Source organism: Endozoicomonas sp. PH6C (assembly GCF_059322965.1).
Map to the genome: position 1 here is coordinate 6,173,479 of NZ_CP185342.1, position 26,522 is coordinate 6,200,000.

Annotated in this window: 23 protein-coding genes, 2 tRNA genes and 2 rRNA genes (1 of these 27 running past the window's edge); 8 read left to right on the plus strand and 19 right to left on the minus strand. The window is 49.9% G+C overall.

Annotation, left to right across the window (positions count from 1 at the left end; all coding sequences use genetic code 11):
• Positions 1 to 14: 14 nt before the first annotated feature.
• The 10 genes from ACOMG9_RS21495 to ACOMG9_RS21540 form a co-directional block, all read right to left on the minus strand.
• Positions 15 to 290, minus strand: a complete 276-nt coding sequence (locus tag ACOMG9_RS21495; RefSeq protein ID WP_257276409.1) for a flagellin — start codon at positions 288 to 290, stop codon at positions 15 to 17.
• The gene (locus ACOMG9_RS21500; RefSeq protein ID WP_494529401.1) at positions 256 to 1,533 is read right to left on the minus strand and encodes a site-specific DNA-methyltransferase; all 1,278 of its coding nucleotides are present in this window, start codon (positions 1,531 to 1,533) and stop codon (positions 256 to 258) included. The genes ACOMG9_RS21495 and ACOMG9_RS21500 overlap by 35 nt, the downstream gene beginning before the upstream one ends.
• A 185-nt stretch (positions 1,534 to 1,718) precedes the next feature.
• Positions 1,719 to 2,099 carry a DUF6362 family protein gene (locus ACOMG9_RS21505; RefSeq protein WP_317144898.1) on the minus strand — a complete coding sequence of 127 codons (381 nt, stop codon included), beginning with the start codon at positions 2,097 to 2,099 and terminating at the stop codon, positions 1,719 to 1,721.
• Positions 2,100 to 2,401: 302 nt separating this feature from the next.
• On the minus strand, positions 2,402 to 4,510 hold the full coding sequence (locus tag ACOMG9_RS21510; RefSeq protein WP_448218416.1) for an AAA family ATPase: 2,109 nt from the start codon (positions 4,508 to 4,510) through the stop codon (positions 2,402 to 2,404).
• Between the two features lie 50 nt (positions 4,511 to 4,560).
• Complete coding sequence (locus tag ACOMG9_RS21515) at positions 4,561 to 5,214, minus strand: hypothetical protein (protein WP_448218417.1); 654 nt, start codon at positions 5,212 to 5,214, stop codon at positions 4,561 to 4,563.
• Positions 5,215 to 5,216: 2 nt separating this feature from the next.
• Positions 5,217 to 6,059 carry an ATP-binding protein gene (locus ACOMG9_RS21520; protein WP_448218418.1) on the minus strand — a complete coding sequence of 281 codons (843 nt, stop codon included), beginning with the start codon at positions 6,057 to 6,059 and terminating at the stop codon, positions 5,217 to 5,219.
• Positions 6,056 to 6,523, minus strand: a complete 468-nt coding sequence (locus tag ACOMG9_RS21525; RefSeq protein WP_448218419.1) for a hypothetical protein — start codon at positions 6,521 to 6,523, stop codon at positions 6,056 to 6,058. The genes ACOMG9_RS21520 and ACOMG9_RS21525 overlap by 4 nt, the downstream gene beginning before the upstream one ends.
• Positions 6,520 to 6,789, minus strand: coding sequence for a helix-turn-helix domain-containing protein (locus tag ACOMG9_RS21530; protein ID WP_317144893.1), 270 nt, complete (start codon positions 6,787 to 6,789; stop codon positions 6,520 to 6,522). Before ACOMG9_RS21530 ends, ACOMG9_RS21525 begins: the two co-directional genes overlap by 4 nt.
• Positions 6,790 to 6,954: 165 nt before the next feature.
• Entirely contained in the window at positions 6,955 to 7,890 is a 936-nt protein-coding gene (locus ACOMG9_RS21535; RefSeq protein WP_448218420.1) for a hypothetical protein, read from the minus strand.
• Entirely contained in the window at positions 7,868 to 9,046 is a 1,179-nt protein-coding gene (locus ACOMG9_RS21540; RefSeq protein WP_448218421.1) for a hypothetical protein, read from the minus strand. Before ACOMG9_RS21540 ends, ACOMG9_RS21535 begins: the two co-directional genes overlap by 23 nt.
• A gap of 217 nt (positions 9,047 to 9,263) precedes the next feature.
• Here ACOMG9_RS21540 and ACOMG9_RS21545 point away from each other — a divergent pair, with 217 nt between their 5' ends.
• From ACOMG9_RS21545 to ACOMG9_RS21560, 4 genes are read left to right on the plus strand one after another with little or no spacing between them, the layout of a single operon-like run.
• The gene (locus tag ACOMG9_RS21545; protein ID WP_448218422.1) at positions 9,264 to 9,467 is read left to right on the plus strand and encodes a hypothetical protein; all 204 of its coding nucleotides are present in this window, start codon (positions 9,264 to 9,266) and stop codon (positions 9,465 to 9,467) included.
• Positions 9,457 to 9,936 (plus strand): DUF2924 domain-containing protein, encoded by a 480-nt coding sequence (locus tag ACOMG9_RS21550; protein ID WP_448218423.1) that lies wholly within the window; start codon positions 9,457 to 9,459, stop codon positions 9,934 to 9,936. The genes ACOMG9_RS21545 and ACOMG9_RS21550 overlap by 11 nt, the downstream gene beginning before the upstream one ends.
• Positions 9,905 to 11,266, plus strand: a complete 1,362-nt coding sequence (locus ACOMG9_RS21555; protein WP_448218424.1) for a recombinase family protein — start codon at positions 9,905 to 9,907, stop codon at positions 11,264 to 11,266. The genes ACOMG9_RS21550 and ACOMG9_RS21555 overlap by 32 nt, the downstream gene beginning before the upstream one ends.
• Complete coding sequence (locus tag ACOMG9_RS21560; RefSeq protein ID WP_448218425.1) at positions 11,257 to 11,682, plus strand: hypothetical protein; 426 nt, start codon at positions 11,257 to 11,259, stop codon at positions 11,680 to 11,682. The genes ACOMG9_RS21555 and ACOMG9_RS21560 overlap by 10 nt, the downstream gene beginning before the upstream one ends.
• A gap of 349 nt (positions 11,683 to 12,031) precedes the next feature.
• Here ACOMG9_RS21560 and ACOMG9_RS21565 read toward each other — a convergent pair.
• From ACOMG9_RS21565 to ACOMG9_RS21580, 4 genes are all read right to left on the minus strand, one after another.
• Positions 12,032 to 12,108: transfer RNA gene (locus tag ACOMG9_RS21565), tRNA-Arg, on the minus strand.
• Between the two features lie 19 nt (positions 12,109 to 12,127).
• A tRNA-Ser gene (locus ACOMG9_RS21570) sits at positions 12,128 to 12,215 on the minus strand.
• A 103-nt stretch (positions 12,216 to 12,318) separates the two neighbouring features.
• Positions 12,319 to 13,152 carry an SDR family oxidoreductase gene (locus tag ACOMG9_RS21575; RefSeq protein WP_448218426.1) on the minus strand — a complete coding sequence of 278 codons (834 nt, stop codon included), beginning with the start codon at positions 13,150 to 13,152 and terminating at the stop codon, positions 12,319 to 12,321.
• 204 nt (positions 13,153 to 13,356) lie between these two features.
• Positions 13,357 to 13,866 carry a lactoylglutathione lyase family protein gene (locus ACOMG9_RS21580; RefSeq protein ID WP_317144884.1) on the minus strand — a complete coding sequence of 170 codons (510 nt, stop codon included), beginning with the start codon at positions 13,864 to 13,866 and terminating at the stop codon, positions 13,357 to 13,359.
• Positions 13,867 to 13,965: 99 nt separating this feature from the next.
• Between ACOMG9_RS21580 and ACOMG9_RS21585 the strand changes: the two genes are divergently transcribed.
• Positions 13,966 to 14,886 carry a LysR family transcriptional regulator gene (locus tag ACOMG9_RS21585; RefSeq protein ID WP_494529402.1) on the plus strand — a complete coding sequence of 307 codons (921 nt, stop codon included), beginning with the start codon at positions 13,966 to 13,968 and terminating at the stop codon, positions 14,884 to 14,886.
• Here ACOMG9_RS21585 and ACOMG9_RS21590 read toward each other — a convergent pair.
• A complete protein-coding gene (locus tag ACOMG9_RS21590) occupies positions 14,868 to 16,358 on the minus strand; it encodes a DNA recombination protein RmuC (protein WP_448218428.1) in 1,491 nt (496 codons plus the stop codon). The genes ACOMG9_RS21585 and ACOMG9_RS21590 overlap by 19 nt on opposite strands.
• A 160-nt stretch (positions 16,359 to 16,518) precedes the next feature.
• Here ACOMG9_RS21590 and ACOMG9_RS21595 point away from each other — a divergent pair, with 160 nt between their 5' ends.
• The gene (locus tag ACOMG9_RS21595) at positions 16,519 to 17,076 is read left to right on the plus strand and encodes a DUF1415 domain-containing protein (protein WP_448218429.1); all 558 of its coding nucleotides are present in this window, start codon (positions 16,519 to 16,521) and stop codon (positions 17,074 to 17,076) included.
• 64 nt (positions 17,077 to 17,140) lie between these two features.
• Here ACOMG9_RS21595 and ACOMG9_RS21600 read toward each other — a convergent pair whose 3' ends face one another.
• A complete protein-coding gene (locus tag ACOMG9_RS21600) occupies positions 17,141 to 20,275 on the minus strand; it encodes a cytochrome c peroxidase (protein WP_494529403.1) in 3,135 nt (1,044 codons plus the stop codon).
• A 229-nt stretch (positions 20,276 to 20,504) separates the two neighbouring features.
• On the opposite strand from ACOMG9_RS21600, the gene ahpC reads away from it, so the two are divergent.
• Both ahpC and ahpF read left to right on the plus strand, forming a co-directional pair.
• Positions 20,505 to 21,068, plus strand: coding sequence for an alkyl hydroperoxide reductase subunit C (gene ahpC / locus ACOMG9_RS21605; protein WP_422135518.1), 564 nt, complete (start codon positions 20,505 to 20,507; stop codon positions 21,066 to 21,068).
• Positions 21,069 to 21,141: 73 nt separating this feature from the next.
• On the plus strand, positions 21,142 to 22,731 hold the full coding sequence (ahpF, locus tag ACOMG9_RS21610; RefSeq protein WP_448218431.1) for an alkyl hydroperoxide reductase subunit F: 1,590 nt from the start codon (positions 21,142 to 21,144) through the stop codon (positions 22,729 to 22,731).
• Positions 22,732 to 22,865: 134 nt separating this feature from the next.
• Here ahpF and ACOMG9_RS21615 read toward each other — a convergent pair whose 3' ends face one another.
• The 3 genes from ACOMG9_RS21615 to ACOMG9_RS21625 form a co-directional block, all read right to left on the minus strand.
• On the minus strand, positions 22,866 to 24,320 hold the full coding sequence (locus ACOMG9_RS21615) for an NAD-dependent succinate-semialdehyde dehydrogenase (RefSeq protein ID WP_448218432.1): 1,455 nt from the start codon (positions 24,318 to 24,320) through the stop codon (positions 22,866 to 22,868).
• A 519-nt stretch (positions 24,321 to 24,839) separates the two neighbouring features.
• Positions 24,840 to 24,955 (minus strand): 5S ribosomal RNA (rrf, locus tag ACOMG9_RS21620).
• A gap of 203 nt (positions 24,956 to 25,158) precedes the next feature.
• Positions 25,159 to 26,522 (minus strand): 23S ribosomal RNA (locus ACOMG9_RS21625) (it continues 1,729 nt past the right edge of the window).

The following is a 26,522-nucleotide window of genomic DNA, read 5'->3' on the forward strand; positions in this document are numbered from 1 at the left end:
CTCATCCCCTGAGTTTATGTTTTAAGAAAGTAAGCCAACAGGCCAATAGCAGCAGTCAGCACGATCCAACCGAAGCGCTCGATATAGCCCAGCATCACACCCCGGCGACTGGCCTGAAACTCCAGTTTTCGGATGCGTTTCTCCTGCTCGTCCAGGCGTTCATCCTGACGGGTAAGGTTGTTGGTCTGGTGAGTGATTCGTTCCTCGATCATGGACAGACGGGAAACGGCATCGCTCAGTTTGTCGAGCTTGGAATCAATCTGATCCAGTCGCCTTGAAAGTTCTTCCATGTCTTTCTTCTCTGGTTTGTTCAAAGGTCAGATGATTGGATTCAAGATAGGCCTCCTTGCCTGTGTACTCCTCCCATCGACGCACGATGACATCCACGTATTTGGGGTCCAGTTCGGTGAGCCGGGCACTGCGGTGTGACTTTTCGCAGGCAATCAGTGTGGAGCCGGAACCGCCAAACAGATCCAGCACAATGTCGTGGGTTTTGGAAGAGTTGCGAATAGCTCGCTCTACCAGCTCGACGGGTTTCATAGTGGGATGAAGGTCATTCCTGGCAGGCTTGCTGAAGAACCAGACATCACCCTGATCTCTGGCTCCACACCAGAAATGTTCGTTGCCTTCCTTCCAGCCGTAGAGGATTGGCTCATACTGTCGCTGATAATCGGAGCGCCCCAGGGTGAAGGTGTTCTTGGCCCAGATGATAAACGTGGACCACTTGCCACCGGCTTCCCGGAAAGCTTTCTGGAGCGTATCCAGTTCAGACGACGACATGCAGATATAAATCGCCCCCTTGCAGACTCCGAGCAGGTTGGTCATGGCGGCCAGCAGGAAAGCGTGGAACTCAGAGCCGAGATTGTCGTTTTTGATCCGGCGATCTTTTTTGGCTTGGGTGTTTTTCTCAGGGTTAGCGTAGTCAACGTTGTAAGGTGGATCGGTGAACACCATATCCGCCAGCTGGCCTGCCATCAGGGCTTCCACATCGGCTTGTTCGGTAGCACTGCCACACAGCACCCGATGGCTTCCCAAAATCCAAAGATCACCCAACTGGCTGGCGGGATGCTCTTCCGGTTCAGGAATTTCATCATCATCGGTCTGCCCTTCTGGTTCGTCCACCAGCAACAGACCTTCCAACTCCTCATCGGAAAAGCCCATCAGGTCCAGGTCAAAATCCAGGGCATCCAGTTCTGCCAGTTCCTGCTTGAGCAGTGCTTCGTCCCAGCCTGAGTTGGCCGTGATCTGGTTGTCGGCAATGATCAGCGCCCTGCGCTGGGTTTCACTCAAGTGCCCCAACACAATCACCGGCACGGTTTCCATACCCAGCTGCTTCGCCGCCATCAGACGACCATGACCGGCTACGATGACATCGTCACTGCCCACCAGCACCGGATTGACAAACCCGAACTCCTCGATGGACCGGGCAATCTGGTCCACCTGCTCATCGGAGTGAGTGCGAGCGTTGTTGGCGTAGGGCACCAGGGTGGCGACGGGGCGATGTTCTATGGCTTCGACAAGGATTCTGGCCATGGTTCTTCCGTGATTTCCAGACGTAAAAAAACCTCAGACCGGGGAGGTGTGAGGTTCAGGTGCACTTCGCTTCGAGCTTAGCGTTAATTCTTGTCAAATTTGGCAAAAGTGTCCAATCCTCCATATACGGACTTTAAGCGACAACGACAGACAAACGCCTCTTTAAACACTCTACACGGGTCAAATTACCCTGAATTTTTTTGTAAAATGTGGATAGAAATCCGGTTTATGGCCTTGCACCAGTGCCCATAGGCTGTTTTTCGATTCACCCCGAGGTCGTCAGCAATCACTCGCCAGGGCAATCCCGAAGCACGAAGCCAGATCAGCTTGCGTTCCTCCTCGCTGACCCATCGCAACCAGCGCATACACTTCACCATGCGATCCACTTCGTCTTCCGAGGGCTCAGGCAGTCTCAGGATTTTGTTTTCTCCCTGGTAGACCTCCCAGCGGTTGGGATTGATCTCCGGCCAGAAAGCGGAGTACCGGAGATTAATACCTGACGACACTCGTCGTGCCACCAGCCAGGCTTCCCGATAGCGATGGGCCAGTTCATCCTTGCACTCCATGACTTCAGCTCCTGTGGTTTTGTTATACAGGCAAGGCCGACCTGAAGGAGGCTCGCCTGTATATATTTATATATACGGTGTTGTTGAATTCTGAAAACTAGAAAATATTGCTTAATAAACAATCACTTACAGACTTCGGATTCCAGAATTCGGAAAAGCTGAGTTGAATTCTAAAAAGCCCACATAACCGTTTGAAATCCTTTTAAAAATAAGTTCTCAACCAGATTTCAATTTTTTTGAATTCTGCGAATTCTGAAATCTGGCCGAATTCTGAAAGGCCATTTTCAGTCGGTTTCTGACTTCTACAGGGCGTCCTGGTAAACCCAAACATCCGGATTTTCGACAGGCAGCAATGTGCCAGTATTGGGGCATTTGAAATCCGTTGGCCTGATGCTGCATAATGCCTCGCCATCCACGCCATAGGCCATGCCATCAACACATAAATACCCCAGTTTGCTGCGCTTTGGAGCAGGCAAATTATACTCGTCATAATCCCGGAAAAACTTGATATAGCCTTTGGTAGCCAACACCTGAATTCGATCATAGATGGTCGTTTTGCCACCCAGGCCCAGCTGGTTTTCAAACTGCTCAGAGAACTGGTTAACGGTGAACACCCTGCCTTTCAGTGCTTCCTGGTAGAGCAAGTTAACGATCACTTCCCGCTTCCTGATGCGCTCTGCATCGTGCTTCTTGCCTAACTCTTCACCCGCCAGACGCATACTGTTGGGAGGTGCTTCCCGCCATTGCCCATCTCTTTTGATGATCCTCTGAGCTTTCGGTGAAGGACCATTTCTCAACTCGTAATACAGCATCCGCTCGGGCTCCAGCTCTTCCGGCCTGAACAGCAACATCCCGGAGGTGTAGTAACCTCTTAGGCTGCCAGCCCCGGAAAGCGCCTGAAAAGGATCTTCCTCAAGCTGTCGTTTACTCATCTTTCGGGTGTGGTGAACGAGCACTATGCCTGCGTCCGGGTTGACGATATCCCGCAGTTGCTCCACTCGCTCCTTGAGAAAAAATAGCATAGCGTTGTTATCATTTTCGCTGCTGCCGTCCGGCCCCGGATCGAACACATTCCTGATGGGGTCAATAACAATGACATCAGGTCCTTCAGAAAAAGCCTGCTGAATCGCTCTGGCGATGATGGGCAAGCCCACCGCATTAAGGATCAGTTTTAACCGGGCTGTCATCACCAGGTTCTCTCGAACCCGGTTAAGCTGGAAGTCCTTGAGAGGTAATTGCTTCACCCGCTCACGCAGATAGTGGTATTGCACCTCGGCCTGTAGATAGAACACCTTCAGGGGACGACTGGGGCGCATATCCAGGAAGGTCAAGCCTGCCGACATATGCGCGAGAAGGTTAAGCAGGAAGTCACTCTTGCCTACCTTCGGAGCACCACCCAGCACCAACATGCCACCAGGCGTCAATATCCTCGGAGACAACAAATCCTCTGGCATGGGGGATTCATCATCCAGCAACTCACCAAAACGATAGACGGGCACAGACTCCTTGATCGTCTTTCGTCGTGTGGTAATCATCCATTGACGAATATCGAATGCCTCTGCCACAGCATCTGCTGCGTCCCACTTCTCAGGTTGCTGCTCAGGTGGTTTTAAGATAATGACGGAGGCCGCACCAGCATCAGAAATAGCCTGTGCCGCCTGCTGGGCGTAAAGCAATCCAGCCTCATCATGGTCGGGCCACACCAGCACTCGTTTGTTTTTAAGCGGAGACCAGTCCGTTTTATCCGTTGGAGCCTTGGCACCGTTCATGGCAGTTGTAGCACAATAACCAGTATCAATCAGTGCCTGAGCTGCTTTCTCACCCTCCACCAGCAGTACTTCGTCCGCTACCTTGATGCCCGGCTGGTTATAAAGCGGTCTCGGATTAGGAGCTTTGGTTTTACGGGTCTTGACGTCCCAGGGTCTGAACTCCTTTCCATCTGGTGTGTCATAACGGTAAACACAAGCAATCAAATTGCCTTCGGCATCTTGGTAGTCCCACTTGCCTGTGTGATGACCCAAGTCTTCATATTCTTCCTGGTGACTAACCGTAGCTGGTGGCGTGAATGACGGCATACCCAGCCACTCCGCCATGAGCTCTACAATTTCTGGAAAGTCCCTTTGAGGATCAAGAGACTGATGCGCTGCGGTCAGACTGATAATGTCACCGCCTTCACCGCTTTCAAAGTCGTGCCAAAGTCCACTGCCCAGCTTCACTTCCAGGCTCTTGCCCTTCTTGCCCTGGACGTTGCCCAATACAAACTTCTGACCTCGTTTTTTGCCATTGGGAAAGAGCCAGGCCAGGTACTCTGGCATTCGTTCCTGAATACGACGCTTAACGTCTTCCGCATCCCGTTTCTGCATCGTGCCCTGCTCTTGGGCATCGTTAAAATCAAGCCATTCGTTTTTCATTGTCACAGTCCCTGTAGGGAAAAGCCCACCCGCAGGTGGGCGTGAGGGCCTTAATCCCACTGGTTGTTGTAGCTTTCAGCCGGGTGAGGCGCTGAGTCCGGAGGACTGTAGAGCTGGGATTGCAGTTGAGCCTGAGGGTGGCCACCCAGCTGATTAGCAGGTGGATTCCCCTGAGGAGCAACCTGACCAAACATCAACTGGGCATATTGCTTGTGCTCCGGTGTGATGGCCTGCTTGATGACATTTTTGGGGTCGTCATACTGATCCTTTTCAGTACTGATTTTGGCGACGAACTCAATACCATCCAGCTCTGACAACGATTTCAACTGTCGGGCTTTATAAGCCGGTGGACTGTTATCCTCGGCCTTGATATTGCGGGCGGATTGCAAAACACCCCGGACAAAAGACCGGCCCATGTTTTCCCACTCCGGACCTTTGGGGCTGTGCATCCCGATCAGTGACCAAATCTTGCGCCTGGCGTACTGGCCTTCCAGCACAGTGAACTCAGCATTGAGGTAGATAGCTCCGGTATCGCCGCAAGTAGCATAACCACCGGTCCAGCCCATTTCGGGCTTGTCGTAGCCTCCTGGCTTGAGGGTCATACGTACCTTGACCAGAGTGCCTGAAGGAATGACATCGTAGCTGCCCTGATCGGTAGCATCGTTAAAGTCGTTCCAACGTGTCATAGCTCTTTGTTGGCTCATGGTTATTTCTCCGTTCCTTGAGGTTGAGTTTCAAACTGAACAGGCTGCCTTGACCCACTGCGGATCTTGGTAAACAGCTGTCCGAGATGGGGCGGTTCGTATACATCCAGACGACCGCTGCGATCCTTGGCCGGGTAGCCATAGGGGTTAAGGGTTTGGCAAACAAAAGTACGACGCAGGTTGCCTTCTTCATCGGGCAGACTACCCAGGGTGATCACTTGGTCAACGATGCCGGGAAGCTCCAGACCGGTTTTACTGCCTTCAATCTGCGGCTGGTGGAGCTTGCGGTTAAAGTCGTCCACCCGCTCCTCGAGGATGGCGACAAAGACCACATTCTTTCCCCTTGCGTGTTGCAGGTGGGTCAGGGCTGCAATCATCTCCTGACCGTGGAGGCCATAAGCGCCCCGAGTATCCGGCTTGCCGGTTTTCTCGGAGAACGCCTGGGGCTGGCCTTTGCACCACTGGAAGCAGAGTCGGCCCAGAACTGTGATGGAGTCGATAAAGTAGGTGTCGTATTTCTCCAACGACTCAGGGTCACCATACTTGCGACACACAGCCTCATAATGTGCTTTCGAGTACACCTGGTCGTCCCGAAGCGCTGGGTTAGGACCCGCCAGATAGACGGCAAAGTTTCGGAACTCCGGCCAAGTGGCTGGTCGAAGGGCATCACCGGGCCATTCCTGCACCGCCAGATCACCCGCTTCCAGATCCACAAACAAAGTGGTGTCCGGGTTAAGGCTCAACAGCTGGGTGGTTTTACCCACCCCACTGTTGCCCAGCAGCACGCACTTGATGCCCTTATGCTCCTCGCTGCGCTGGTCTGCATTGAGAATGGGAAGGCTCATTTCACACCTCCCACCAGCCGGTAAGTGCAACGACCTGGCTTCACTTGCAAAGCTGGCTCGAAGGATCGACGAATCTCTTGGGGCCAGAGATCAAACTTCTCCTGAGGCACCGAGTAGTGAACATCCAGGAACTCAGATGGGTCTTCACCCTGTTCCTGAATCCGCTGGGCTATTGTCTTCAGTTTCTGCTGATCCCAGTTGACTTCTCTGGGCAAATCCACCAGCACACGCGTTCCTTCGTCATCAAAACTGATGGTTCCGAAGTCCTGCTGCAACTGAGCTCGAACCTGGGAAGCCTTGTAGACATACTTGTAGGCGATCACTGACTCCAGCCAGTCTTTTTGCAGCTGGAGTTGCGCCAGGGCTTTATCCGTATCCCTGACCAGCGTCGCCAACTCCGCTCCGGAACGAGCTGCCAGTTCTGCGATTCCCATATTCTGGATGTTTTCCAGCTCACTGCTCATGACTCACCCTCCTGTTCCATCACCGGTGAGCCCACTGCGTTATAGAGCCGAGACTGCTCGTACTCCAGAACATCCGACAGGCGATACAGGATTCTGGCTCCGATCCGCATAAAGCGGGGACCGGTGCCGTCCTGTCGCATTCGGGCCAGAGACTTGATGCTGATATTGAGGCGTTTGGACAGCTGGAGTGAGTCCAGATGAACCACCTGATTTTCAGGTGTAGGACAAAGTGTAGGAGCAACGGCTCCCGGTAGTGTGTCTTGCATGATGACCTCCGTGCTTTTCGTGTTCATGCAAGACTGATACTGGGGGAATTACTGTAGGAGAAGTGTAGGAGCTGTAGGAGAAACTGTAGGAGGAGGTTTTTTGCTGAAATTAATGCAAAAAAAACCGGCTCAGGGGCCGGTATTAATGTCATTGTGATTTATTGATCAAGCTTCAGATGTTTGAAACATCTCCAGTTCTTCAAAAGCCTTTAACCAACATCGTCCTGAAGCTCCTGGCTCGTAGCCGATAAAATCTCTCCAGCGAGGTTCCTTGTGGAAGAACTGGCTGAGATTACTGGAACTGGACTCTTCCAGGAGTAACTGGGTCAGAATTCGAGGAGCCCCTCTTTTACCGGCCTGCACCAACTGATTCACCAGCTGGCAACGGGCTGGCCCACCTTTCAGTAGCCAGGGATCAAGGCCCAACACTCTCAGTATCCCGTTATGCTCATCCCAGATAATGCCTTCCCGCTCCAGTCTTGCCTGATCCGGATCAACATACGAAAGAAAGCGATTATAGTCGACAGCGACCGGACCTTTCGGCAATAACTCATCCAGAGGCAGTAACTGAAACCCAGGAGGTAAAATCATATAGCGGGACTTGGGCTTTTGGCTGGAAATCACTACACAGGAGGATAAGGATTGTGCAAACAAACAGTCAGCAATGTCATCAAAATTCGGGTTCAGCTCTCGAACCAGTAATACAGTGACGCCTTTGATCTCTCCCAGCTTCCAGACCCGGTCGTCCAGTATGGGTACTGCCTGATCCAGATTGAGCTTTTCAGCCAGCCACTCAGGGAACCATTCCATTCGGAATTTGTACATCCTCAACTCATCGTCTGTGACCTTTTGGCAGCCGTTGTAATAGTAGACAAACTCATCCTTGACCCTGTGTACCTGACGATAGCCGTCCTGCAAGTCATCAGGATAATCCACCATGATCAGCCGGTCATCGGCAGGGCCTTTCGGGATAAAGGCATTATTGCCAATGATGTCTTGCCAGCACTCAGGGTAATAGAACTTCAGCTCACTGATTCGCTCTTTATCCGTAGCTGCCTCAAAACAACTTTGTAAAAAATCAAACGCTTGTCGCTTCATCATCCTTGTCCTCCAGAAGAACCCCCATCTGCACCAGCAGATCATGATTCAAGTAGCGTTCTCGTTGAGACAGATCCCGTAATGAACAACCGTTGGGGGCTCTCAACTTAACCGTGATCGTTTCTTTCGGCAGGCTGCCCACAGCTTCACAAAGGAATGCCAGAGTCACGCCCCGAATACGGAGCTTGTTCGGATTCAGAAGGTTGATCCCAAGGTCTTCGATGGTTTGATAGGCATCCTTGTCAAAGAATTTTCTTGAAGTGGCTTTTAAGATCGCACCACCCCGCCCGGGCAATGTCTGAATGTCAATATTCTTGACTGTCACTTCCATGACTCCGTGCTTCAGATCAAAGCTATCTTCAAAATCAGGTCGCTGGCGAAAGATCTCCAGGTTGATCTGCCTAAGCTTCAGCTTTTCAGGGCTGTCTTCCTGTTCCAGAACCGACTCACAGAAGGCTTTCTTCAGCAGATTACGAATGGCTACCTGCTCTGCGTAGAGCTCAATAACACCGGTCTCCGGCTCATACGTCACTGCGTATTCACGAGCGGGGTGAATGGTTTTCAGTACTACATCCTTGCCTTCTTCATCGAGCACTTCGAAGCTGACCGGTAAGCCTTCCCGATAAATGATGAACTGCAACACAGTGACCAAACCCTGATGGTCACTATGACGCTGTCGCTTCTGCCGCCTGATCACCAGCTTGTCATTGTTGAACTGATCTCTGAGCTTCTGCACAAAGTCAGTCAGATCAACGTCTTTATCCAGAGGCATCGGAGTGGGAAGGTAATAGCCATCCCACATGCGACCATGATGTCGGTGATACTCCACATAGCGGATCTCTTCGGCTTTCCTGAAGTCGCTTTCATTCGCTGCCAGAAGCCGAAGGGCATTGTCGTATGGATTGCTGATGAAATTATGAGATAAGTCACTCATAACCTGTTGTCCGACCTCACAGGCCAGACCAACAATCCGGATAGCCACATACTCCAAACGAGCCTGGTCTTGCTCATCCAGCGTCAGAATATTTTTGTAGACTTCTTTGGGAGTAATGATGCGGGTCGTACCCGGAGAGACGGCGTTGAGGTCAATCTTGCAGAGTTCAAAAAAGGTATCTGACTCCAGATCAGCGCCTTGCAGTACTTGTTGGACTGCTTTCATACTGGCTCCTTGCCATGGCGTGAGTTAACCCTTAACTTCGTACGGATTAAACACTGTATAAATAATCAGCTATTCGGTCAATAGAGTACATTCAAAGACAGGGATAACAGATAGCAGATCGGAGGGTACAAACGGGGTCAAATTGCCCTTTTACAAAAGCTTCAGAGCTTCCGACAATAATCAATAAATCCGCACCACCCAGGGATGGGAGCCCAACATGAACAAAACCCCATCAAGCCACCAGCCGCACCCCAATACCCTGGCTATCTGCCAGATTCTGGCTGTCGCTATTGAACGTCGCCATATAAAGCAGCAGGAGCCGGAAAACACCGAAAGAGAGAAAGATAACTGGACTAATGCCGGAACCAGAGTCTGTATGTCTCATACGGTTCAACGACAGGAGTCCAACAATGAAGAATGAATTATCTGAACAGTCAAGTCTGGCGGCCAAGGTGGCCGCTATTCAGAAGATGTCCACCAAGGCACTGCTGGAACTCTGGCCAAAGCTCTATGGCACCAAAGCCCCCAGGCTCAATAAACGACTGCTGCGACAAAGATTGGCCTTTCGGGTTCAGGAGCTGGAACTGGGCAGCCTTTCCGAGAAGCACAAGAAGCAATTACAGCGACTGCAAAAGCCATCGACTAAAGACAAAGCTGTGCCCAAGGCCAGGGTCAACAAACCACCCGCAGGCACCCGGATTGTTAAGGAGTATGAAGGTGAGACCCATGAGGTGATTGTCACCAGGGAAGGTTTCGAGTACCGGGGGCAAATCTACCGGAGTCTTTCCGGGATCGCCAAGCTGATTACTGGAAGTCACTGGTCTGGGCCGGTGTTCTTCGGACTGAAAGGAAGCAGCCATGAGCGGGGAAAAAGCCATGGGAAAAAGTAAAAGCAAGATCAAGGACATCAAGCGCTGTGCGGTCTATACCCGCAAGTCTTCGGAAGAAGGTCTGGAGCAGGAATTCAATTCACTCCACGCCCAAAGGGAAGCGGGTGAAGCTTATATCACCTCCCAGAAACAGGAAGGCTGGATTCTGGTGCCGGATGAATACGACGATGGCGGCTTTTCCGGTGGCAATATGGAACGGCCTGCGCTTCAGCGATTAATGAAAGATGTGGAAGCGGGAAAGATTGATGTAGTGGTTGTTTATAAAGTGGACCGCCTCTCAAGGTCGCTGGCTGACTTTGCCCGGCTGGTGGAGGTGTTCGACAAGCATAAAGTATCCTTCGTCGCTGTCACCCAGCAGTTTAATACCACCAGCAGCATGGGACGACTGACGCTTAATATTCTATTGTCCTTTGCCCAGTTTGAAAGAGAAGTCACTGGGGAGCGCATCAGGGACAAGTTTCTGCTCTCCAAGAAGAAGGGTAAATGGATGGGTGGGACGCCACCGCTGGGCTATGACGTGGTGGATCGCAAGCTGATCCCCAATGAAGGAGAGGCGGTGATTATTCGGGAGATCTTCAAGATCTTTATTGAAACCCGCTCACAGGTTGAAACCGCCGAACGGATTAATGAAATGGGCTTCCGAACCAAGCGATTGCCACGCAAAGGTGGCCAAGTGGTCGGAAGCAAGAAGTTCACCCGCACCGCCATCTACAAACTACTTAAGAGCCGCCTCTATAAAGGTGAGATCGGACACAAGGGTGAATGGTACCCGGGTGAGCATAAAGCCCTCATCAAACCGGAGGTCTGGGCGAGGGCGGAGGCCATTCTCCAGAGCAACAGCTCGAACCGGCAGTCAGACAGCCGACACAGGCACAGTCCTTCCTTTCTGCGGGGGTTTCTGTTCGGTCCTGAACAGGAAGCCCTGATACCTACGGCCACCCGCAGCAAGGGCAAATTGCACCGTTACTACGTCAGTAGCGTGGCCCGGAGGCACGGCCACAAACATTCACACCTGCCTACCTTGCCCGCGAAGGAAATCGAGTTTTTGGTGGTGGAAAGTCTACGGGATTTACTGAAGCAGCCAGAGATTATTTTCACCACGTGGCAGATGCTGACGGATCAGGAAACGTTCAATGAAGATCAAGTCAGGGAAGCCCTGAACGACCTATCGGATATCTGGAATCTTCTGTTTCCCCAAGAGCAGCGCCGTTTAATGAAACTGCTGGTCAACCGAATAGACGTCCATCAGCAGGGCATTGAGATTCGGTTCCACCAGGAAGGGATACCCACCATCACCCATGAGTTACAAGGAGAAGTGACATGGCCATAAAAGTAACCGGCAAAGCGACCCGCACCTATCTCGAAGATGAGAACTGTATTCTGGTGCATATCCCCATCAAGTTCATCAACCGCAAGGGCAAGAGCCAGATCATCACACCGGATGGTCGTCCGGCACTGGAAGAGGTCGATCCGGCTTTGAGGAATGCTTTGGTCAGGGCGCATCGGTGGTTGAAGGCATTGGAAACAGGAAAAGAGAAGCACCTGAAAGTGTTGGCCAAAAAGGAAGGAATCAACAGTGAAAGCTATGCCTCGAAAATCCTCCGGCTGACCACTCTGTCGTCAGAGATTCAGGAAGCCATTATTGATGGTCGCAGCCTGGGAGGTTTGGTACTGGCTGATTTTATGAAGCCTTTTCCACTCTTGTGGTCGGAGCAGAAGAAGGCATTGGGTATACCGGAGGATTGATGTACTCCCTCCTTTTTACCCCTCGATTTTTAATCATAAAGTTCGCCGACCGTCCCCCACACATATCGCTAATAAAGTGCAAACCCAACACCCGTCCAAACACCCTGAAACCACTGATATCCAACTGTTTTTAAAGGGAAAATCAAAGTACGCACAAGAATTTTGAAAAGTGCGGATTTAAGAGAAGAGAAAGAGAAAAAGGCCTCAAAATGGCCAAAAATGGGCATTTTTACGGTTTTTGCCAGTGCGAAAATTAGACGACCAAAAAATGATAAAAGGCGAGATAGGCAGGGCAGAAACCACCCCCCAAAACGACAAAAAGCCCTATAAAAATAGGGCTTTCTGAAGATGGCGCGCTCGGTAGGATTCGAACCTACGACCGCCTGGTTCGTAGCCAGGTACTCTATCCAGCTGAGCTACGAGCGCGTAATACTAAATTGTTCACTGGCGGTGAGGGAGGGATTCGAACCCTCGATACGTTTCCGTATACACACTTTCCAGGCGTGCTCCTTCGGCCACTCGGACACCTCACCATTGTCGTCGCCCGCATCTGTTGCTGCGAACGGAGCCGTACTTTATAGCAGGACCGTCTGAAAGGCAAAGCCAAAATGCACTTTTTTTCTACTTTTAGGACAATTACTTAACTGTTAAACGGCTAAGTCCGAACTTGCGTTTGAGAATAGCCTCAAACCATGAAACAGGCAGACATCTTTTTAGCCCGGGCAGCGCCCAACTGCCATTGCCCACTCTTAAAATGCCCTGCTGGTTTGATGACTCCAGCCATGAAGCAATCTCTGATGCTACTTTTTTGGCAGGGGTGGGCCTATCCTGAGAGGCATTCGCTCGAGCTCTGACTCCCTCTTCGATAGGAAAATACAGGGAGTCTTCAGAAAAAACCCGGTCAAGAGCTTCATTGGCATTCTCTGCAAAACGGGATTTGATCGCTCCGGGCAATACGGTCAGAACTCTTATGCCAAACGGCTGAAGCTCCATCCTCATAGCATCGGAAAAGGCGTTGAAGGCAGCTTTTGAAGCGCAGTAAAGCCCTGAGAAGGGCGTGGTAACTTCTCCTGAAACACTGCCAATATTAATGATTGTTCCTTCCTTATTAGTACACATTTTCTTGATAACTTTATTGGCTAACAACACCGGTGCAAATACATTGGTCTCAAATTGCTTCAGAAGTTCTTCTCTGGGTAATTCAGCCACTGCTCCCATTCCGCCATAGCCTGCATTATTGATCAGAACATCCAGCTTACCCTCTTCTTCCTGAATCTCTTTCAGTATCCTGCCAACCTGATTTTCATCGGTAACATCCAGCTCTGCTGTCCTGATACTTCTATCTGACAGATGTTTGATTGATTCCAGCTTTCTTGCTGTAGCCCAGACTTTATACCCCCTCTGATCCAACTCCAGGGCCAACGCCAGACCAATACCGGATGAACAGCCGGTAATCAGTACATTTTTCATTGCTTCACTCCATAAACCGGGACTTCTGGTCTATTAAACGGCTGCAGACCACAGGACACCAATCATCTCAGGCAGGTCATCTATAACAACTCGACAGTCATCATATTAACTTTTCGGCCCAATCTTGACCCGGTAAAAAATAATCAGATCCTTGGGCAGATTATTCTTTACCGGCTAAAAAAATCAGAAGCAGTGAACCCAACGTCAGCTCTTGGTGTAAGCACCGGAAGAGTATATAAGCTCGTAGCTGTGGCTGTAGATTTCCAGAATATTGCCGAACGGGTCTTCCATATAAACCATGCGATAGGGCTTTTCGTCCGGGTAGTAGTATCTTACCGGCATGCGCTGCTTACCACCTGCGGCAACGATTTTATCTGCCAGACCTTCAACATCCGGGTCCTGAACACAGAAGTGAAAGACACCGGGTTTCCAGTATTCAAAGTTATTGTCGCGCTCTTCGTAGTTCTTGAATTCGAAAAGCTCTACACCGATTCTGTCGCCTGTTGACAGGTGAGCGATACGGAATGATCCCCACTCAGGACCAAAAACATCAGTACACATGACTCCAATAGCACTATCATCTTCTACAATCTCAGTGGGCTCCATAATCAGGTACCAGCCCAGCACTTCGGTGTAGAACTTAACGGCTTTCTCCAGATCCGGTACTGAGATACCTATGTGGGAAAAGGTACGAGGGTAAACTGTATTAGACATTGAACAAACTCCATCCGTTTTTCATCAATAGCTGCAGTTTAAAAAGCTCACCAAAAAACGTAAAATTATCATTTATGATATTTTTGATAATATTTTATTATGGTAAATCCCGCCTGGCTGAGAACCTTCATCACTCTGACCGAACAGGGCCACTTTACCCGAACCGCAGACCTTCTGGCTATGACCCAACCCGGAGTCAGCCAGCACATTAAAAAGCTGGAAAGTCACTATCAGACAAGTCTGATCAACCGCCAGGGCAAACACTTTGAGCTGACTCCATCCGGTGAAATGGTGTATCGCTTTGCCCTTAAAATACTTGAAGGTGAAGAAAACCTGAGGGAGACTCTGAACAAGGACGACCCCCATTCCGGCTTATGTCGTCTATCTTCACCCGGGGCTCTGGGTCTGGCTCTTTACCCGAAACTCATCAACGCCCAGAAAAAATACCCTGGCCTGAAAATATTTTTTGAGATTGCCCCGAACCACCGGATTGAATCTGAATTGCTGAACAACAGTCTGGACTGTGGGTATATGAGCCAGAAGCCGGAATCCAGCAGCCTGGAAGCTGAATCTGTCATGACTGAACAAGTCTGTCTGGTCGTGCCTGCAAACTTCCAACTTCAGGAATATGAACAGTTGCAGACACTGGGCATGATTCATCACCCGGACGCAGAACATCATGCCAGCCTGCTGCTTCAGGAAAATTTTCCTGACGCCTTCAGGGGCATCTCTGACTTCCCTGCCCAAGGCTACATCAACCAGATTAACCTGATACTTGAACCGGTAGCAGCGGGACTGGGGTTTACGGTGCTGCCTGAATCAGCCGTCAGATCTTACGCTTTTCCTGAAAGAATCAAGGTTGTCACGCTGCCTCAACCTGCTTATGAAACAATCTACCGGGTTTTTAAAAAGCACCGGCTACTCCCTTCCAGATTCCAGTTTATCCAGGAAACGCTTTTTTCGAATCCAGTGTCGATGCAGAAAACCGATAAACAGTTTTATCAAACTTCATCACCCTGAATAGATTGCTGATCAGACTCAATGACTCTATCGCTTCCCAGGTCAGCTGTTTCCAGCGTCTGTCTGGGCAGCTCTTTTTTAACACGCACTCCCAGGGTTAGGAACTGATCCGCCTGAGATATCAGATTCCCCCGACCATGCTTCAAGTTTCCCATAGCGTCATCATAAGTGCTTCTGGCACTGGTCAGTTGTTGATCCAGCTTTTCCATCTTTTCAACAAAAACACGAAGCTTGTCGTACACCTGACGAGCCTTGTCAGCCAGTTTTCGGGCATTGGCATTCTGTCTTTCTATCGTCCAGAGATTAGACACTGTCCTGAGCGTGGCCAGCAGCGTGGTGGGTGTCACAACCACAATACGCTTCTCAAAAGCCTCATTGAATAGTTGTTGGTCATGCTGGAAGGCCACCATGAAAGCGGGTTCAACAGGCATGAACATAAAGACGAAGTCAGGAGCTTTAACCTCTGGCAGCGAGGGATAATCTTTTTCGTTAAGACTCCGGATGTGATTCCGGATGCTTTGTATATGTCGCTTCAGAGCAGCTTCGCGCTCAGCATCGGTTTCGGCATTGACATAACTCAGATAGTCCACCAGTGAAACTTTGGAGTCAATGATCAGATGCTTTTGTTCCGGTAGATAGACGATAAAGTCAGGCCGCTTGTTCTGGCCTTCTTCATCCCTGAAATTGGCTTCCCGCTCGAACTCCTGCCCTTTAATCAGGCCACTGCTTTCCAGAATCTTTGCAACCTGCAATTCCCCCCAGTTGCCCTGCAACTTTTTATCACCTTTGAGGGCTCTGGCAAGGTTGCCTGCTTCATTGGTGATCTTCTGGTTCAGATTATGCAGGGTTTCCAGCTGTTGTTTGAGTGCAGCGCGACCTTCATTATCCGCTTTTCTGGCTTCTTCGACCTTGTTGCGAAACTCACCCAGTTGTTCTTTAAAAGGTTTTAGCAGATTTTCCAGACCTGCCTGATGCTGCTGTGAAACCGATTGACTCTTGGCTTCCAGAATCTCGTTAGCCAGATTGCCAAATTCTTCCTTGAGCGCCTGTTTATTGTCTTCCAGCTGCCGCAATGACTTTTCATTTTGCAACTGCTGCTCTTCCAACCTGACCTTCAGCTCCCTGACCTGCTTTTCTGCACTGAACCTGGCCTCCTGCTCATCCTGCTGTTTAAGCAGACCTTTCCTGATCAGCTCTTCCTTTTCTTCAACTCTGCGCTTTTCATTACACAACAGAGTTTCCAGTTTTCCTTTTAAAATGTGCAGGTCACGATTGTCGTGTTGCAGCTTTTCTCTGGCAATGGAATGCTGTTCCTGCTCTGCGACAAGTTCAGAAATTCTGTGATCCTGCTGCTGGATTTGTGCAGCCAACTTTGCCAATTCGGCGGCCGCTCTCTGTCTGGCAAACAGCCAGGATAATCCGGAACAGACCAGAACTAAAAGAATGGCCACAGCCATTTCACTTGCAGACATGCACGCTCTCTCATCAGCACAGGTTAGATAATTACTGGTGAACATTACGGTATTTTTACTGAAATCAACAGCGCAGCACTGTTGTCTATCCCTGCCACTTTCGTGCTCAGAAACGTGCTTTCTGCCATACTTCGTAACACATTAACCCGGACTTCACCTCATGAGTAAAGAGATTGAAGCAGTCAGCCAATGGCTTAAAGAGGTAGTGATCGGCCTGGATCTCTGCCCCTTTGCGGCCTGGCCAGAGCAGCACAACCAGATTCGTATCACCCTCTCAAGGGATACCTCGGAAGAAGCCCTGCTGGAGACGTTGCAGTCTGAACTTACGCTGGCTGCCGAAACACCGGCCAGTGAACTGGAAACCACCCTGATTGTCATTCCGGACATGCTTCAGGATTTTGATGACTACAACCAGTTTCTGCATCATGTGGATGCCCTGCTTCGCGGCTTCCACTGGGAAGGTCAGTTCCAGGTAGCCAGTTTTCACCCAAACTACTGCTTCGCCGATACCAACCCGGATGATGATGAAAACCTGACTAACCGCTCCCCCTACCCTCTACTGCATATTATCCGGGAAGACAGTCTGGAAAAGGCTCTGGCCAGTCACCCGGACCCCGATGGCATTCCCGATAGAAATATTAAACAGATGAATAACCTGACTGCCGATGAGAAGTTAAAGTTGTTTCCTTATCTCTTTGTTCGCAAAACTTGCTCTTAGACTTGCTTTTAAAAAGAATACCGAGAGATAAGATAACTGGAAAAGTTTTTGAGTCTCTCGGGTCTCACCTGTTCGTGCCCGATGGAGGCTGCTGATTTAATACTGGATGAAAAACAAGGTGTCGCTGATTAATTCGGGGGTTTTCCAGAACCGTCCTGGCTGAATAAGGCTTTGGCCAGTCAATGACTAACCGATCTACCTTTTCTAATTGTTTTAATCCAAAGTGCTGCTGCCTGGGATTGGTAGAAACGAAGTTATTTTCAAAACGGACTTCACGGAACTGTGTCCCATCCTGGCTATACAGCCTTATTTTAGCCCCAAGCGCTTCCGTATTACCGGGAGGGCCGATGAGTCGCACAGAAAGCCAGTGATGATTGTCCGGATTTGAATTGACAAAAAAATCGGGAGAACCTTCCCAGTTACTCACTACGATATCAATATCGCCATCCTGCTGGTAATCAAAACAACTGATTCCCCTGCCATCCATAGCCTTTTCAAGCCCGGCTTCCAGAGCCTGCTCTTTAAAGGTCATCTCACCCAAATTAATAAATAGTCGTGCTCTGGATTGCTGAAACTCACTGTGGTTATTCAGAATTTGCGTGGCCAGTGTCTTATAATCTTGGCTGGGATAGGTCGCTGTTTCCGGAATATTACCGTAGCCAGTGGCATGAAAGATATCCAACAGACCATCATTATTAAAATCCGCCGCACAGCTTCCCCAGCCCCAACCGCCTTCGCGAAGGCCGGAATTTTCCGTGACATTCCGGAATTGATAGTCACCTTCATTCTGATACAAGCGGTTGCCCGTATAACTGCTGCTTTGACTAAGGCTGAAAATACTGCTTTCAAACCAGTCCAGATCGCCATCATTATCAAAATCCGCAATCGCTGCTCCCATACCAAAACTACCATGGATCTCCCTGATATCGGTGACATCCTGCAACTCAGTGCCGGTATTCTTCCAAAGCTGCGTGGTAAAAAAGTCGGCTGTCATCAGAATATCAGAAATACCATCCTGATTAACGTCAGCAAAATTAGGGGTAAAGGTAAAGTCGTCCCCACCGAATACTGGCGCTTCATGTTTCTGATGAATCAGGCCATCATTTAAAGTAACCGGCCCATAACTTTCTCTTAATTCAGGAACTTTAGAATCAGCAGGCTGCATCTGACGATAACCAGAATTGCGCCATATTTGCGGTTGCCTGACCGACTTGTAAGTGCGCCAGAATGCCATCACGGCATCCAGATCACCGTCCTGATCCAGATCACCAAAACTGGCATTCAGTGCCGGTCCCGAGACATCAGAAAAGACCAGAGACTCAGGGGCTCGAGTAAAATCATAAACCACCTGTGGATAAAATCGTCCATCATTACCCAGGAAAAGATCCGGCTGGTAATCGCCATCAAGATCCCCTACCAGTGGAGTAATCACACCCTTAAGCTCTACCCCCTTCAAAAGGATGTTTTGCTGCTTGAACTGGCCATCGGACTGCTGGTAATAAACCCAAACTCTATTATCGTTATCAGCGAAGACCAGATCATCCAGACAGTCTCGATTCAAATCTGCGGCGCTCACTCCTCCCCAGTTAATCACATCCATGATCCATCCAGGCTTTATCAGACCGACTTTGCGCCTGTGGTCAATGCCCTTTTCAGCACCTGCTTCTCTAAACCAGAGCCTGTTCTGATTAGTTTTTGCTGCCGGGATAACCGCCGGAGTGGCAACACACTTCTCAAACGACGGAGTACGAATTTCGATTTTATCAACGGTCTGTCTGGGTACAGCTGATAACTTTTCTGCTGAAGACTCTTCTAAAGAAACTGGCCTGGTAAAAGGCGTCACGATCGGCTGATCATCAATAAACACTTGAAAGCAGGACTCATCGAGCAAACAGGGGTCCGTCAGCGTCTCCAGGAAGGCTGATAGTTGATCTACTTGTTGATCGGAGAGCGCTTCGGGTAAAAGCTTCTGAAAGGGAGATTGCACTGCTTTTTCCCGAATCATCGTCAATGAACGCTTCATATAAGCGACATCACTCCTATTACTGTCACCCTTATTGCTATCAGACAGGCTCTTTTCAGGCTTGTTTCTGATATGAGCTTTAATGGCTTCAGAAAGGGTCGCTGCACTGCCGTTGTGAAAATAAGGGGCTGTCCGTGAAATATTCAAAAGGCTCGGCGTCCTGAATGAAAAAGTGTCACTGTCAGGTTCGATATTGCTTCTACCGTAGTCCAATCCCCTGCCATTCACCCCGGGACCTGAAGGTTCTATGCCCAGATTGTAGAATTGTTCATCCGCGAAATGACTCCCTGAATGACAGCCTGAACAACCAGCCCCACCCTTACTGACCGCAGTGAAGAACAGTCGGGCGCCCTTCATTTCAGATTCTGACAGCTTATTTTTATTATTGAGGAATCCAAAGAAGCGGTTTTCAATCAATACCAAGTCTGCCTGAAAAGCCGCCAGAGCCTCTGTCAATGTGTCAATTTGAACCACCGCTTCACAGGAAACATTGGCGTCTTGCGGAGAAAAAACGCTTTTGAATTGTCTGCACCACTCATCACTTGAAGCCAGCCGACTCACAATGAGCTGATGTATCTCCAGGTTATTATGACTGGCATCGGACAGCCCCTTCATTTCAAAAGGTGACACCATCGGCAGCCTGGCCTGAGCCTGGAGCAGGCTATGGGTCTGATAACGACTGGTGGGAAGTTCGGAATAACCACCACCGACTTTTATCTTTCGACTGGAAACGTCAGAATCCACATATTGGACCCTACCGTCCCAGAACAGATTCTTTCGATAAAGAGAGACATTGAAAACCGTGGGAGAATTACGTGGAATCAAATGACGAACGTAGTCGTCCGGACTGAGCTTAATTAATTGATCCAGCCTCGGCTGCCCGGTCAGAAAAGGATCATCAACGGTCACTCCAACGGGCAGAGCCAGACTGTCTGCCCCACCCAGCCTCGGGTGATGACAGGTCGAGCAAGCCACTTTGCCATCAAGGCTAAGATCGGGGCTGAAGAAGAGTTTTTTCCCAAGTTGACTGAGGTCTGAATGAATCCCGGGTCCTTCAATATCCACAGTGGGTCTGTCTGATAGCTGATAAGTTTTAAGCCAGTCTTTGAGTACCTCGCCAGGTTGATGATCTTGAGCACCGAGTACGCTTACTGATCCCAATATCAGCGTCAACATGCATCCCTGTCGCACCATAGCCTTCCCTGAGCTGTTTTAAATCGACTCCTTCAAAGATACTGGAACGGGCGAAGAAATATAACCCGACAGCCATTTAATAGATTAATACTATTAACAGCATTTGAATGATTAATTATACCAATCAACCAGATCAACATATTCTTTCCATGTCGCCACCGAAAACGGCTGACTAAAAAACAAAATGACTATCAGTAAGAAGGAATAAACCATGTCTCTCATTAATACTCAAATCAAGCCGTTCAAAGCCACTGCTTTTCACAATGGCGACTTCGTTGAAGTGACCGAAGAGAGCCTGAAAGGCAAGTGGTCTGTTGTCTTCTTCTACCCGGCAGACTTCACCTTTGTTTGCCCCACTGAACTGGGCGACCTGGCCGACCACTACGAACAGCTTCAAGCCATGGGTGTTGAAGTCTACTCTGTCTCCACAGACACCCACTTCACTCACAAAGCCTGGCACGACAGCTCTGAGACCATCAACAAGATCAAATACCCAATGATCGGCGACCCAACAGGTCAGATCACTCGCAACTTTGAAGTCATGATCGAAGAAGAAGGTCTGGCTCTGCGGGGCACCTTTGTCATGAACCCCGAAGGTGAAATCAAAGTCGTTGAAACCAACGATTCAGGTATTGGCCGTAACGCTGGAGACCTGGTTCGCAAGATTCAGGCGGCTCAGTTCATCGCAGAAAACCCTGGTCAGGTATGCCCGGCTGCGTGGCAACCAGGTGAAGAAACACTGGCACCTTCCCTGGACCTGGTCGGCAAAATCTAAAACGCTCGGGCTCCCTGCCATCATTCAATAACAGGGAGCTTGAACCCAATCGAAACGATCAAGCGAGTCAATCATGTTAGATGCAAACATCAAAAAGCAATTGGAAGCTTACTTTCAGAGCCTGAAAAAACCTGTTGAGATCGTTGTGTCTCTTGATGACTCTGCGAAATCACAGGAAATGGCTTCACTGGCTAAAGACCTTGAATCACTCTCCAGCCAGATCACGTTAAGTAAAAACGACAACGATCTGGTAAGAAAACCTTCCATGGCCATTCAAGGTCAGGACAATCGCCCTGCAATCCGCTTTGCCGGGCTGCCTATGGGGCACGAGTTTAACTCATTGATACTGGCCATTCTCCAGAGTGGCGGTCATCCAGCCAAACTGGAAGCTGGTTTGCTCGATCAGATCAAACAATTGCAAGGCGAGTTCAATTTTGAAACCTATATTTCCCTCTCCTGCCAGAACTGTCCTGAGGTCGTGCAGGCTCTGAACCTGATGGCTGTGCTGAATCCTGGTATCCAGCACACCATGATCGACGGAGCCTTGTTTCAGGATGAGGTGGATGGAAAACAGATCATGGCCGTACCTGCCGTATTTGTTAACGGCAAGCCATTTGGTCATGGTCGTATGAGTACCGCAGAAATCGTTGCCAAACTGGACGTGAACGCTGAAAAACGTGCGGCAGAGGCCATTAACAATAAAGATCCTTATGACCTGCTGATTGTAGGTGCCGGTCCTGCCGGGGCGGCCGCCGCTATCTATGCCGCTCGCAAAGGCATTCGCACCGGTCTGGTGGCCGATCGCTTTGGCGGGCAGGTTATGGATACCATGGCCATAGAAAACTTTATCTCCGTTAAGGAAACAGAAGGTCCGAAACTGGTGGCCAATCTGGAGCAGCACGTTCTTGCCTATGATGTGGATGTTATGAGTAACCAGCGCGCCAGCGCCCTGATTGAAAACAACCGCAGTGCCGGAGAACTGATAGAAATCCAACTGGAAAGTGGCGCCAGCCTGAAAAGTAAAACGGTACTGATGGCAACCGGTGCCCGCTGGAGAGAGATGAATGTGCCGGGCGAGCAGGAATACCGGGGCAAAGGAGTGGCTTACTGCCCTCACTGTGACGGGCCTCTCTTTAAGAGCAAACGTGTTGCGGTGATTGGCGGTGGTAACTCAGGTGTTGAAGCGGCTATTGATCTGGCAGGCATTGTTGCCCAGGTCACTCTGATTGAGTTTGACAGCCAGTTAAGAGCTGACGAAGTACTCCAGCGCAAACTGCGTTCTCTAAAGAATGTCACTATCATTACCAGCGCACTGACGACAGAAGTACTGGGCGACGGCAATAAAGTAAATGGCCTGACTTATAAAGATCGTAATACTGACGACGAAGTCAGTTTAGAACTGGAAGGTATTTTTGTTCAGATTGGTCTGGTACCCAATACCGAATTCCTTAAAGGAGCAATGGAATTAACCCCACGCGGCGAAATTGTTGTTGATAGCCGGGGCGAAACATCGATTCCAGGTGTTTTTGCGGCCGGTGACGTGACAACCGCACCTTACAAGCAAATTATTATTGCTATGGGCAGCGGCGCCAACGCCTCGTTGGGTGCTTTTGATTACCTGATCAGAAACAGTTTTGAAGGCGATGCTGCTGTGGCCGCATGATTGACTATGGATTAATCCATTCAATCACTTCTTGCCAGATCGGGCTTAAGCCCGACCGCCAACCTCGGGCTTACTGATCTGGCACCTTAATCTTCTCTAAACCACCTTTGATGATGTAAGGCTTCTGACTGCTCTCAGGAAGCGTTGATGCCTCCTAACAGTACATATTTCATTTCCAGATACTCGTCCAGACCATACTTTGACCCTTCCCGACCAATACCTGACTCCTTGATGCCCCCAAACGGAGCTACCTCTGTGGATAACACACCCTCATTAACAGCCACCATACCATACTCCAGTGCCTCGGCCACCCTGAATACACGACTAATGTCACTGGCATAAAAGTACGCAGCCAAACCATATTGACTATCGTTAGCCATTTTGACCACGTCCTCTTCGTACTGAAACCGAAAGACAGGGGCTATGGGTCCAAACACCTCTTCCTGATAGCACTTCATCTCTATGGAAGCATCCGTGAGAACAGTTGGCTCGTAGAACAGGCCACCAAGATTATGAGAGCGACCACCTGTGAGCAATCGAGCTTTTTTGGCCAATGCATCATCGACAATACTCCTAATCTTCAGCATTGCAGCCTCGTTGATTAATGGCCCCAGATCAAAGTCTCCGTCCGTTGCGGAACCTACTGTAAGTCTGGAGACTGCCTCGGAAAACTTTTCAACGAACTCATCATAGATACCGTCCTGCACAAAGAGACGATTCATACAAACACAGGTCTGGCCTGAATTTCGATACTTGGAGGCTATGGCCCCCTGAACCGCCTGATCAATATTGGCATCATCAAAAACGATGAAAGGCGCGTTACCACCCAGCTCCATTGAGATTTTTTTAACAGAATCGGCGCATTGCTTCATCAATAACTTGCCCACAGCTGTCGAGCCTGTAAACGACAGTTTTCGTATTATAGAACTACCCGTTAACTCAGCACCAATTGCTTTGGCATCTCCTGTGACAATATTAATGACACCTGCTGGAATACCCGCGCGCTCTGCCAGTTCTGTCAGGCCAAAAGCCGAGAGAGGCGTCAGCTCGGAAGGCTTGATAATAATGGTACAGCCTGCAGCCAGGGCCGGAGCTGCTTTTCGGGTGATCATGGCATTGGGAAAATTCCACGGCGTTATTGCAGCGACCACGCCTACCGGTTCCCGTTTGACCATAATTCTCTGGCTGTTTTTGGTAGCAGGAATCAGATCACCATAAGCTCGTTTGGCCTCTTCGGCGTACCATTCTACGTAAGAAGCCCCGTACGCCACTTCGCTCCTGGATTCTGACAGCGGTTTACCCTGTTCTGCGGTCATCAATGTGGCCAGATCTTCCTTATTATCCAGAATCAATTGGTACCACTTGCGAAGTAAACCCGAACGCTCTGCTGCAGTTTTTGCTCGCCATTCAATAAAGGCTTTTTCTGCAGCCTTTATTGCACTTTGAACATCTGAAGCGCTCAGCATCGGAATGTGGGCAATCACCTTGCCTGTAGCCGGGTTATCAACGGGGAGCGTTTCTATGGCGCTGAGCCAATTTCCATTGATGTAAGCCTGCTGTTTAAAAAGACCAGAGTCGTTCAGGTTCATGGCTAACTCCTTGAAAGTGAATCGTGCATCTAAGCACTGACATACAGACACGATCTTGATTGGGCGCTCTGATTATCCTTTCAGAGACCGGGATCTCAGCAACTCAGACATGGATGAACTGTTTGAGCGGAAAGAATAGCCAGACAATCCGTTTTTTTACGGATAGTCTGGCTCAGCTCAACTAAAACAGATACTGAATGGCAACCCAAATTTCTCTTCCGAACCCATTGATTTGCTTTGCACCGGGATAGAATGGATTATGACTGGCAAGGTTCACATGCTAGGAACAGGCTTTATCGAATAAACGAAAGCCCTTTACTTTTAAAAGGTGCCAACAAACAGGTTCTGAACACCGGCTTCCAGATTGTTCCCGACGATTATGTTACATGGGGAAGTCTCGCGCTACCATCGGTAATGCAGCCCGGGCATGTGTCGTTCAACGACCAGTTCTTTTGCAATTTTATAGGGCAAAACAAAAACCCCGGTCAATCTCTCAACCGGGGTTCTGCTTTATTCAATGCCTGGCGATGACCTACTCTCACATGGGGAAGCCCCACACTACCATCGGCGATGTGTCGTTTCACTTCCGAGTTCGGGATGGGATCGGGTGGTTCCAACACTCTATGGTCACCAGGCAAAACTGGTCGAGCCGTTGGCTCTCGAGCTGGAAGCTTTAAGCTGGAGGCTTGAAGCTGTTTCTCGAAAACTAAGGCTCTGGAATCCAAATCTCTTTTAAGCTGTGTCGTCTATTCTTGCTCAACACTCTCGTTCACTGTGTACGGCTTCCAGCTTCCAGCTTTTGCTGGCAGCTTCGCTGCGCAAATCGCTTTGGCGTTATATGGTCAAGCCTCTCGAGTCATTAGTACGGGTTAGCTCAACGCCTCACAACGCTTACACACCCCGCCTATCAACGTCGTAGTCTTCAACGTCTCTTATGGGCCTTAAGGCCAGGGAAGTCTCATCTTGAAGGGGGCTTCCCGCTTAGATGCTTTCAGCGGTTATCCCGTCCGAACTTAGCTACCGGGCAATGCGTCTGGCGACACAACCCGAACACCAGTGGTTCGTCCACTCCGGTCCTCTCGTACTAGGAGCAGCTCTCCTCAAACTTCCAACGTCCACGGCAGATAGGGACCGAACTGTCTCACGACGTTCTAAACCCAGCTCGCGTACCACTTTAAATGGCGAACAGCCATACCCTTGGGACCGGCTTCAGCCCCAGGATGTGATGAGCCGACATCGAGGTGCCAAACACCGCCGTCGATGTGAACTCTTGGGCGGTATCAGCCTGTTATCCCCGGAGTACCTTTTATCCGTTGAGCGATGGCCCTTCCATTCAGAACCACCGGATCACTATGACCTACTTTCGTACCTGCTCGAGATGTTCCTCTCGCAGTCAAGCTGGCTTGTACCATTACACTAACCGCACGATGTCCGACCGTGCTTAGCCAACCTTCGTGCTCCTCCGTTACTCTTTGGGAGGAGACCGCCCCAGTCAAACTACCCACCACACAATGTCCCCGATCCTGCTAAAGGACCTGGGTTAGAACCTCAATATTGCCAGGGTGGTATTTCAAGGTTGGCTCCATGCAGACTGGCGTCCACACTTCAAAGCCTCCCACCTATCCTACACAAGCAACATCAAGATCCACTGTGAAGCTGTAGTAAAGGTTCACGGGGTCTTTCCGTCTAGCCGCGGATACACTGCATCTTAACAGCGATTTCAATTTCACTGAGTCCTGGGTGGAGACAGCGTGGCCATCGTTACGCCATTCGTGCAGGTCGGAACTTACCCGACAAGGAATTTCGCTACCTTAGGACCGTTATAGTTACGGCCGCCGTTTACCGGGGCTTCGATCAACCGCTTCTCTTGCGATAACAGCATCAATTAACCTTCCGGCACCGGGCAGGCGTCACACCGTATACGTCCACTTACGTGTTAGCACAGTGCTGTGTTTTTAATAAACAGTCGCAGCCACCTGGTATCTTCGACCACCGCCAGCTTACGGAGCAAGTCCGGTCACCGGCAGCGGCGCACCTTCTCCCGAAGTTACGGTGCCATTTTGCCTAGTTCCTTCACCCAGGTTCTCTCAAGCGCCTTGGTATTCTCTACCTGACCACCTGTGTCGGTTTCGGGTACGGTCCCTTTTGACCTGATGCTTAGAAGGTTTTCCTGGAAGCCTGGCATCAACCACTTCCCCACCT

Excerpts from the sequence above, each read along its gene's own strand:
- ACOMG9_RS21495 (WP_257276409.1), bottom strand. The coding sequence starts at position 290 with ATGGAAGAACTTTCAAGGCGACTGGATCAGATTGATTCCAAGCTCGAC.
- ACOMG9_RS21500 (WP_494529401.1), bottom strand. The coding sequence starts at position 1,533 with ATGGCCAGAATCCTTGTCGAAGCCATAGAACATCGCCCCGTCGCCACC.
- ACOMG9_RS21505 (WP_317144898.1), bottom strand. The coding sequence starts at position 2,099 with ATGGAGTGCAAGGATGAACTGGCCCATCGCTATCGGGAAGCCTGGCTG.
- ACOMG9_RS21510 (WP_448218416.1), bottom strand. The coding sequence starts at position 4,510 with ATGAAAAACGAATGGCTTGATTTTAACGATGCCCAAGAGCAGGGCACG.
- ACOMG9_RS21515 (WP_448218417.1), bottom strand. The coding sequence starts at position 5,214 with ATGAGCCAACAAAGAGCTATGACACGTTGGAACGACTTTAACGATGCT.
- ACOMG9_RS21520 (WP_448218418.1), bottom strand. The coding sequence starts at position 6,059 with ATGAGCCTTCCCATTCTCAATGCAGACCAGCGCAGCGAGGAGCATAAG.
- ACOMG9_RS21525 (WP_448218419.1), bottom strand. The coding sequence starts at position 6,523 with ATGAGCAGTGAGCTGGAAAACATCCAGAATATGGGAATCGCAGAACTG.
- ACOMG9_RS21530 (WP_317144893.1), bottom strand. The coding sequence starts at position 6,789 with ATGCAAGACACACTACCGGGAGCCGTTGCTCCTACACTTTGTCCTACA.
- ACOMG9_RS21535 (WP_448218420.1), bottom strand. The coding sequence starts at position 7,890 with ATGATGAAGCGACAAGCGTTTGATTTTTTACAAAGTTGTTTTGAGGCA.
- ACOMG9_RS21540 (WP_448218421.1), bottom strand. The coding sequence starts at position 9,046 with ATGAAAGCAGTCCAACAAGTACTGCAAGGCGCTGATCTGGAGTCAGAT.
- ACOMG9_RS21545 (WP_448218422.1), top strand. The coding sequence starts at position 9,264 with ATGAACAAAACCCCATCAAGCCACCAGCCGCACCCCAATACCCTGGCT.
- ACOMG9_RS21550 (WP_448218423.1), top strand. The coding sequence starts at position 9,457 with ATGAAGAATGAATTATCTGAACAGTCAAGTCTGGCGGCCAAGGTGGCC.
- ACOMG9_RS21555 (WP_448218424.1), top strand. The coding sequence starts at position 9,905 with ATGAGCGGGGAAAAAGCCATGGGAAAAAGTAAAAGCAAGATCAAGGAC.
- ACOMG9_RS21560 (WP_448218425.1), top strand. The coding sequence starts at position 11,257 with ATGGCCATAAAAGTAACCGGCAAAGCGACCCGCACCTATCTCGAAGAT.
- ACOMG9_RS21575 (WP_448218426.1), bottom strand. The coding sequence starts at position 13,152 with ATGAAAAATGTACTGATTACCGGCTGTTCATCCGGTATTGGTCTGGCG.
- ACOMG9_RS21580 (WP_317144884.1), bottom strand. The coding sequence starts at position 13,866 with ATGTCTAATACAGTTTACCCTCGTACCTTTTCCCACATAGGTATCTCA.
- ACOMG9_RS21585 (WP_494529402.1), top strand. The coding sequence starts at position 13,966 with ATGGTAAATCCCGCCTGGCTGAGAACCTTCATCACTCTGACCGAACAG.
- ACOMG9_RS21590 (WP_448218428.1), bottom strand. The coding sequence starts at position 16,358 with ATGTCTGCAAGTGAAATGGCTGTGGCCATTCTTTTAGTTCTGGTCTGT.
- ACOMG9_RS21595 (WP_448218429.1), top strand. The coding sequence starts at position 16,519 with ATGAGTAAAGAGATTGAAGCAGTCAGCCAATGGCTTAAAGAGGTAGTG.
- ACOMG9_RS21600 (WP_494529403.1), bottom strand. The coding sequence starts at position 20,275 with ATGTTGACGCTGATATTGGGATCAGTAAGCGTACTCGGTGCTCAAGAT.
- ahpC (WP_422135518.1), top strand. The coding sequence starts at position 20,505 with ATGTCTCTCATTAATACTCAAATCAAGCCGTTCAAAGCCACTGCTTTT.
- ahpF (WP_448218431.1), top strand. The coding sequence starts at position 21,142 with ATGTTAGATGCAAACATCAAAAAGCAATTGGAAGCTTACTTTCAGAGC.
- ACOMG9_RS21615 (WP_448218432.1), bottom strand. The coding sequence starts at position 24,320 with ATGAACCTGAACGACTCTGGTCTTTTTAAACAGCAGGCTTACATCAAT.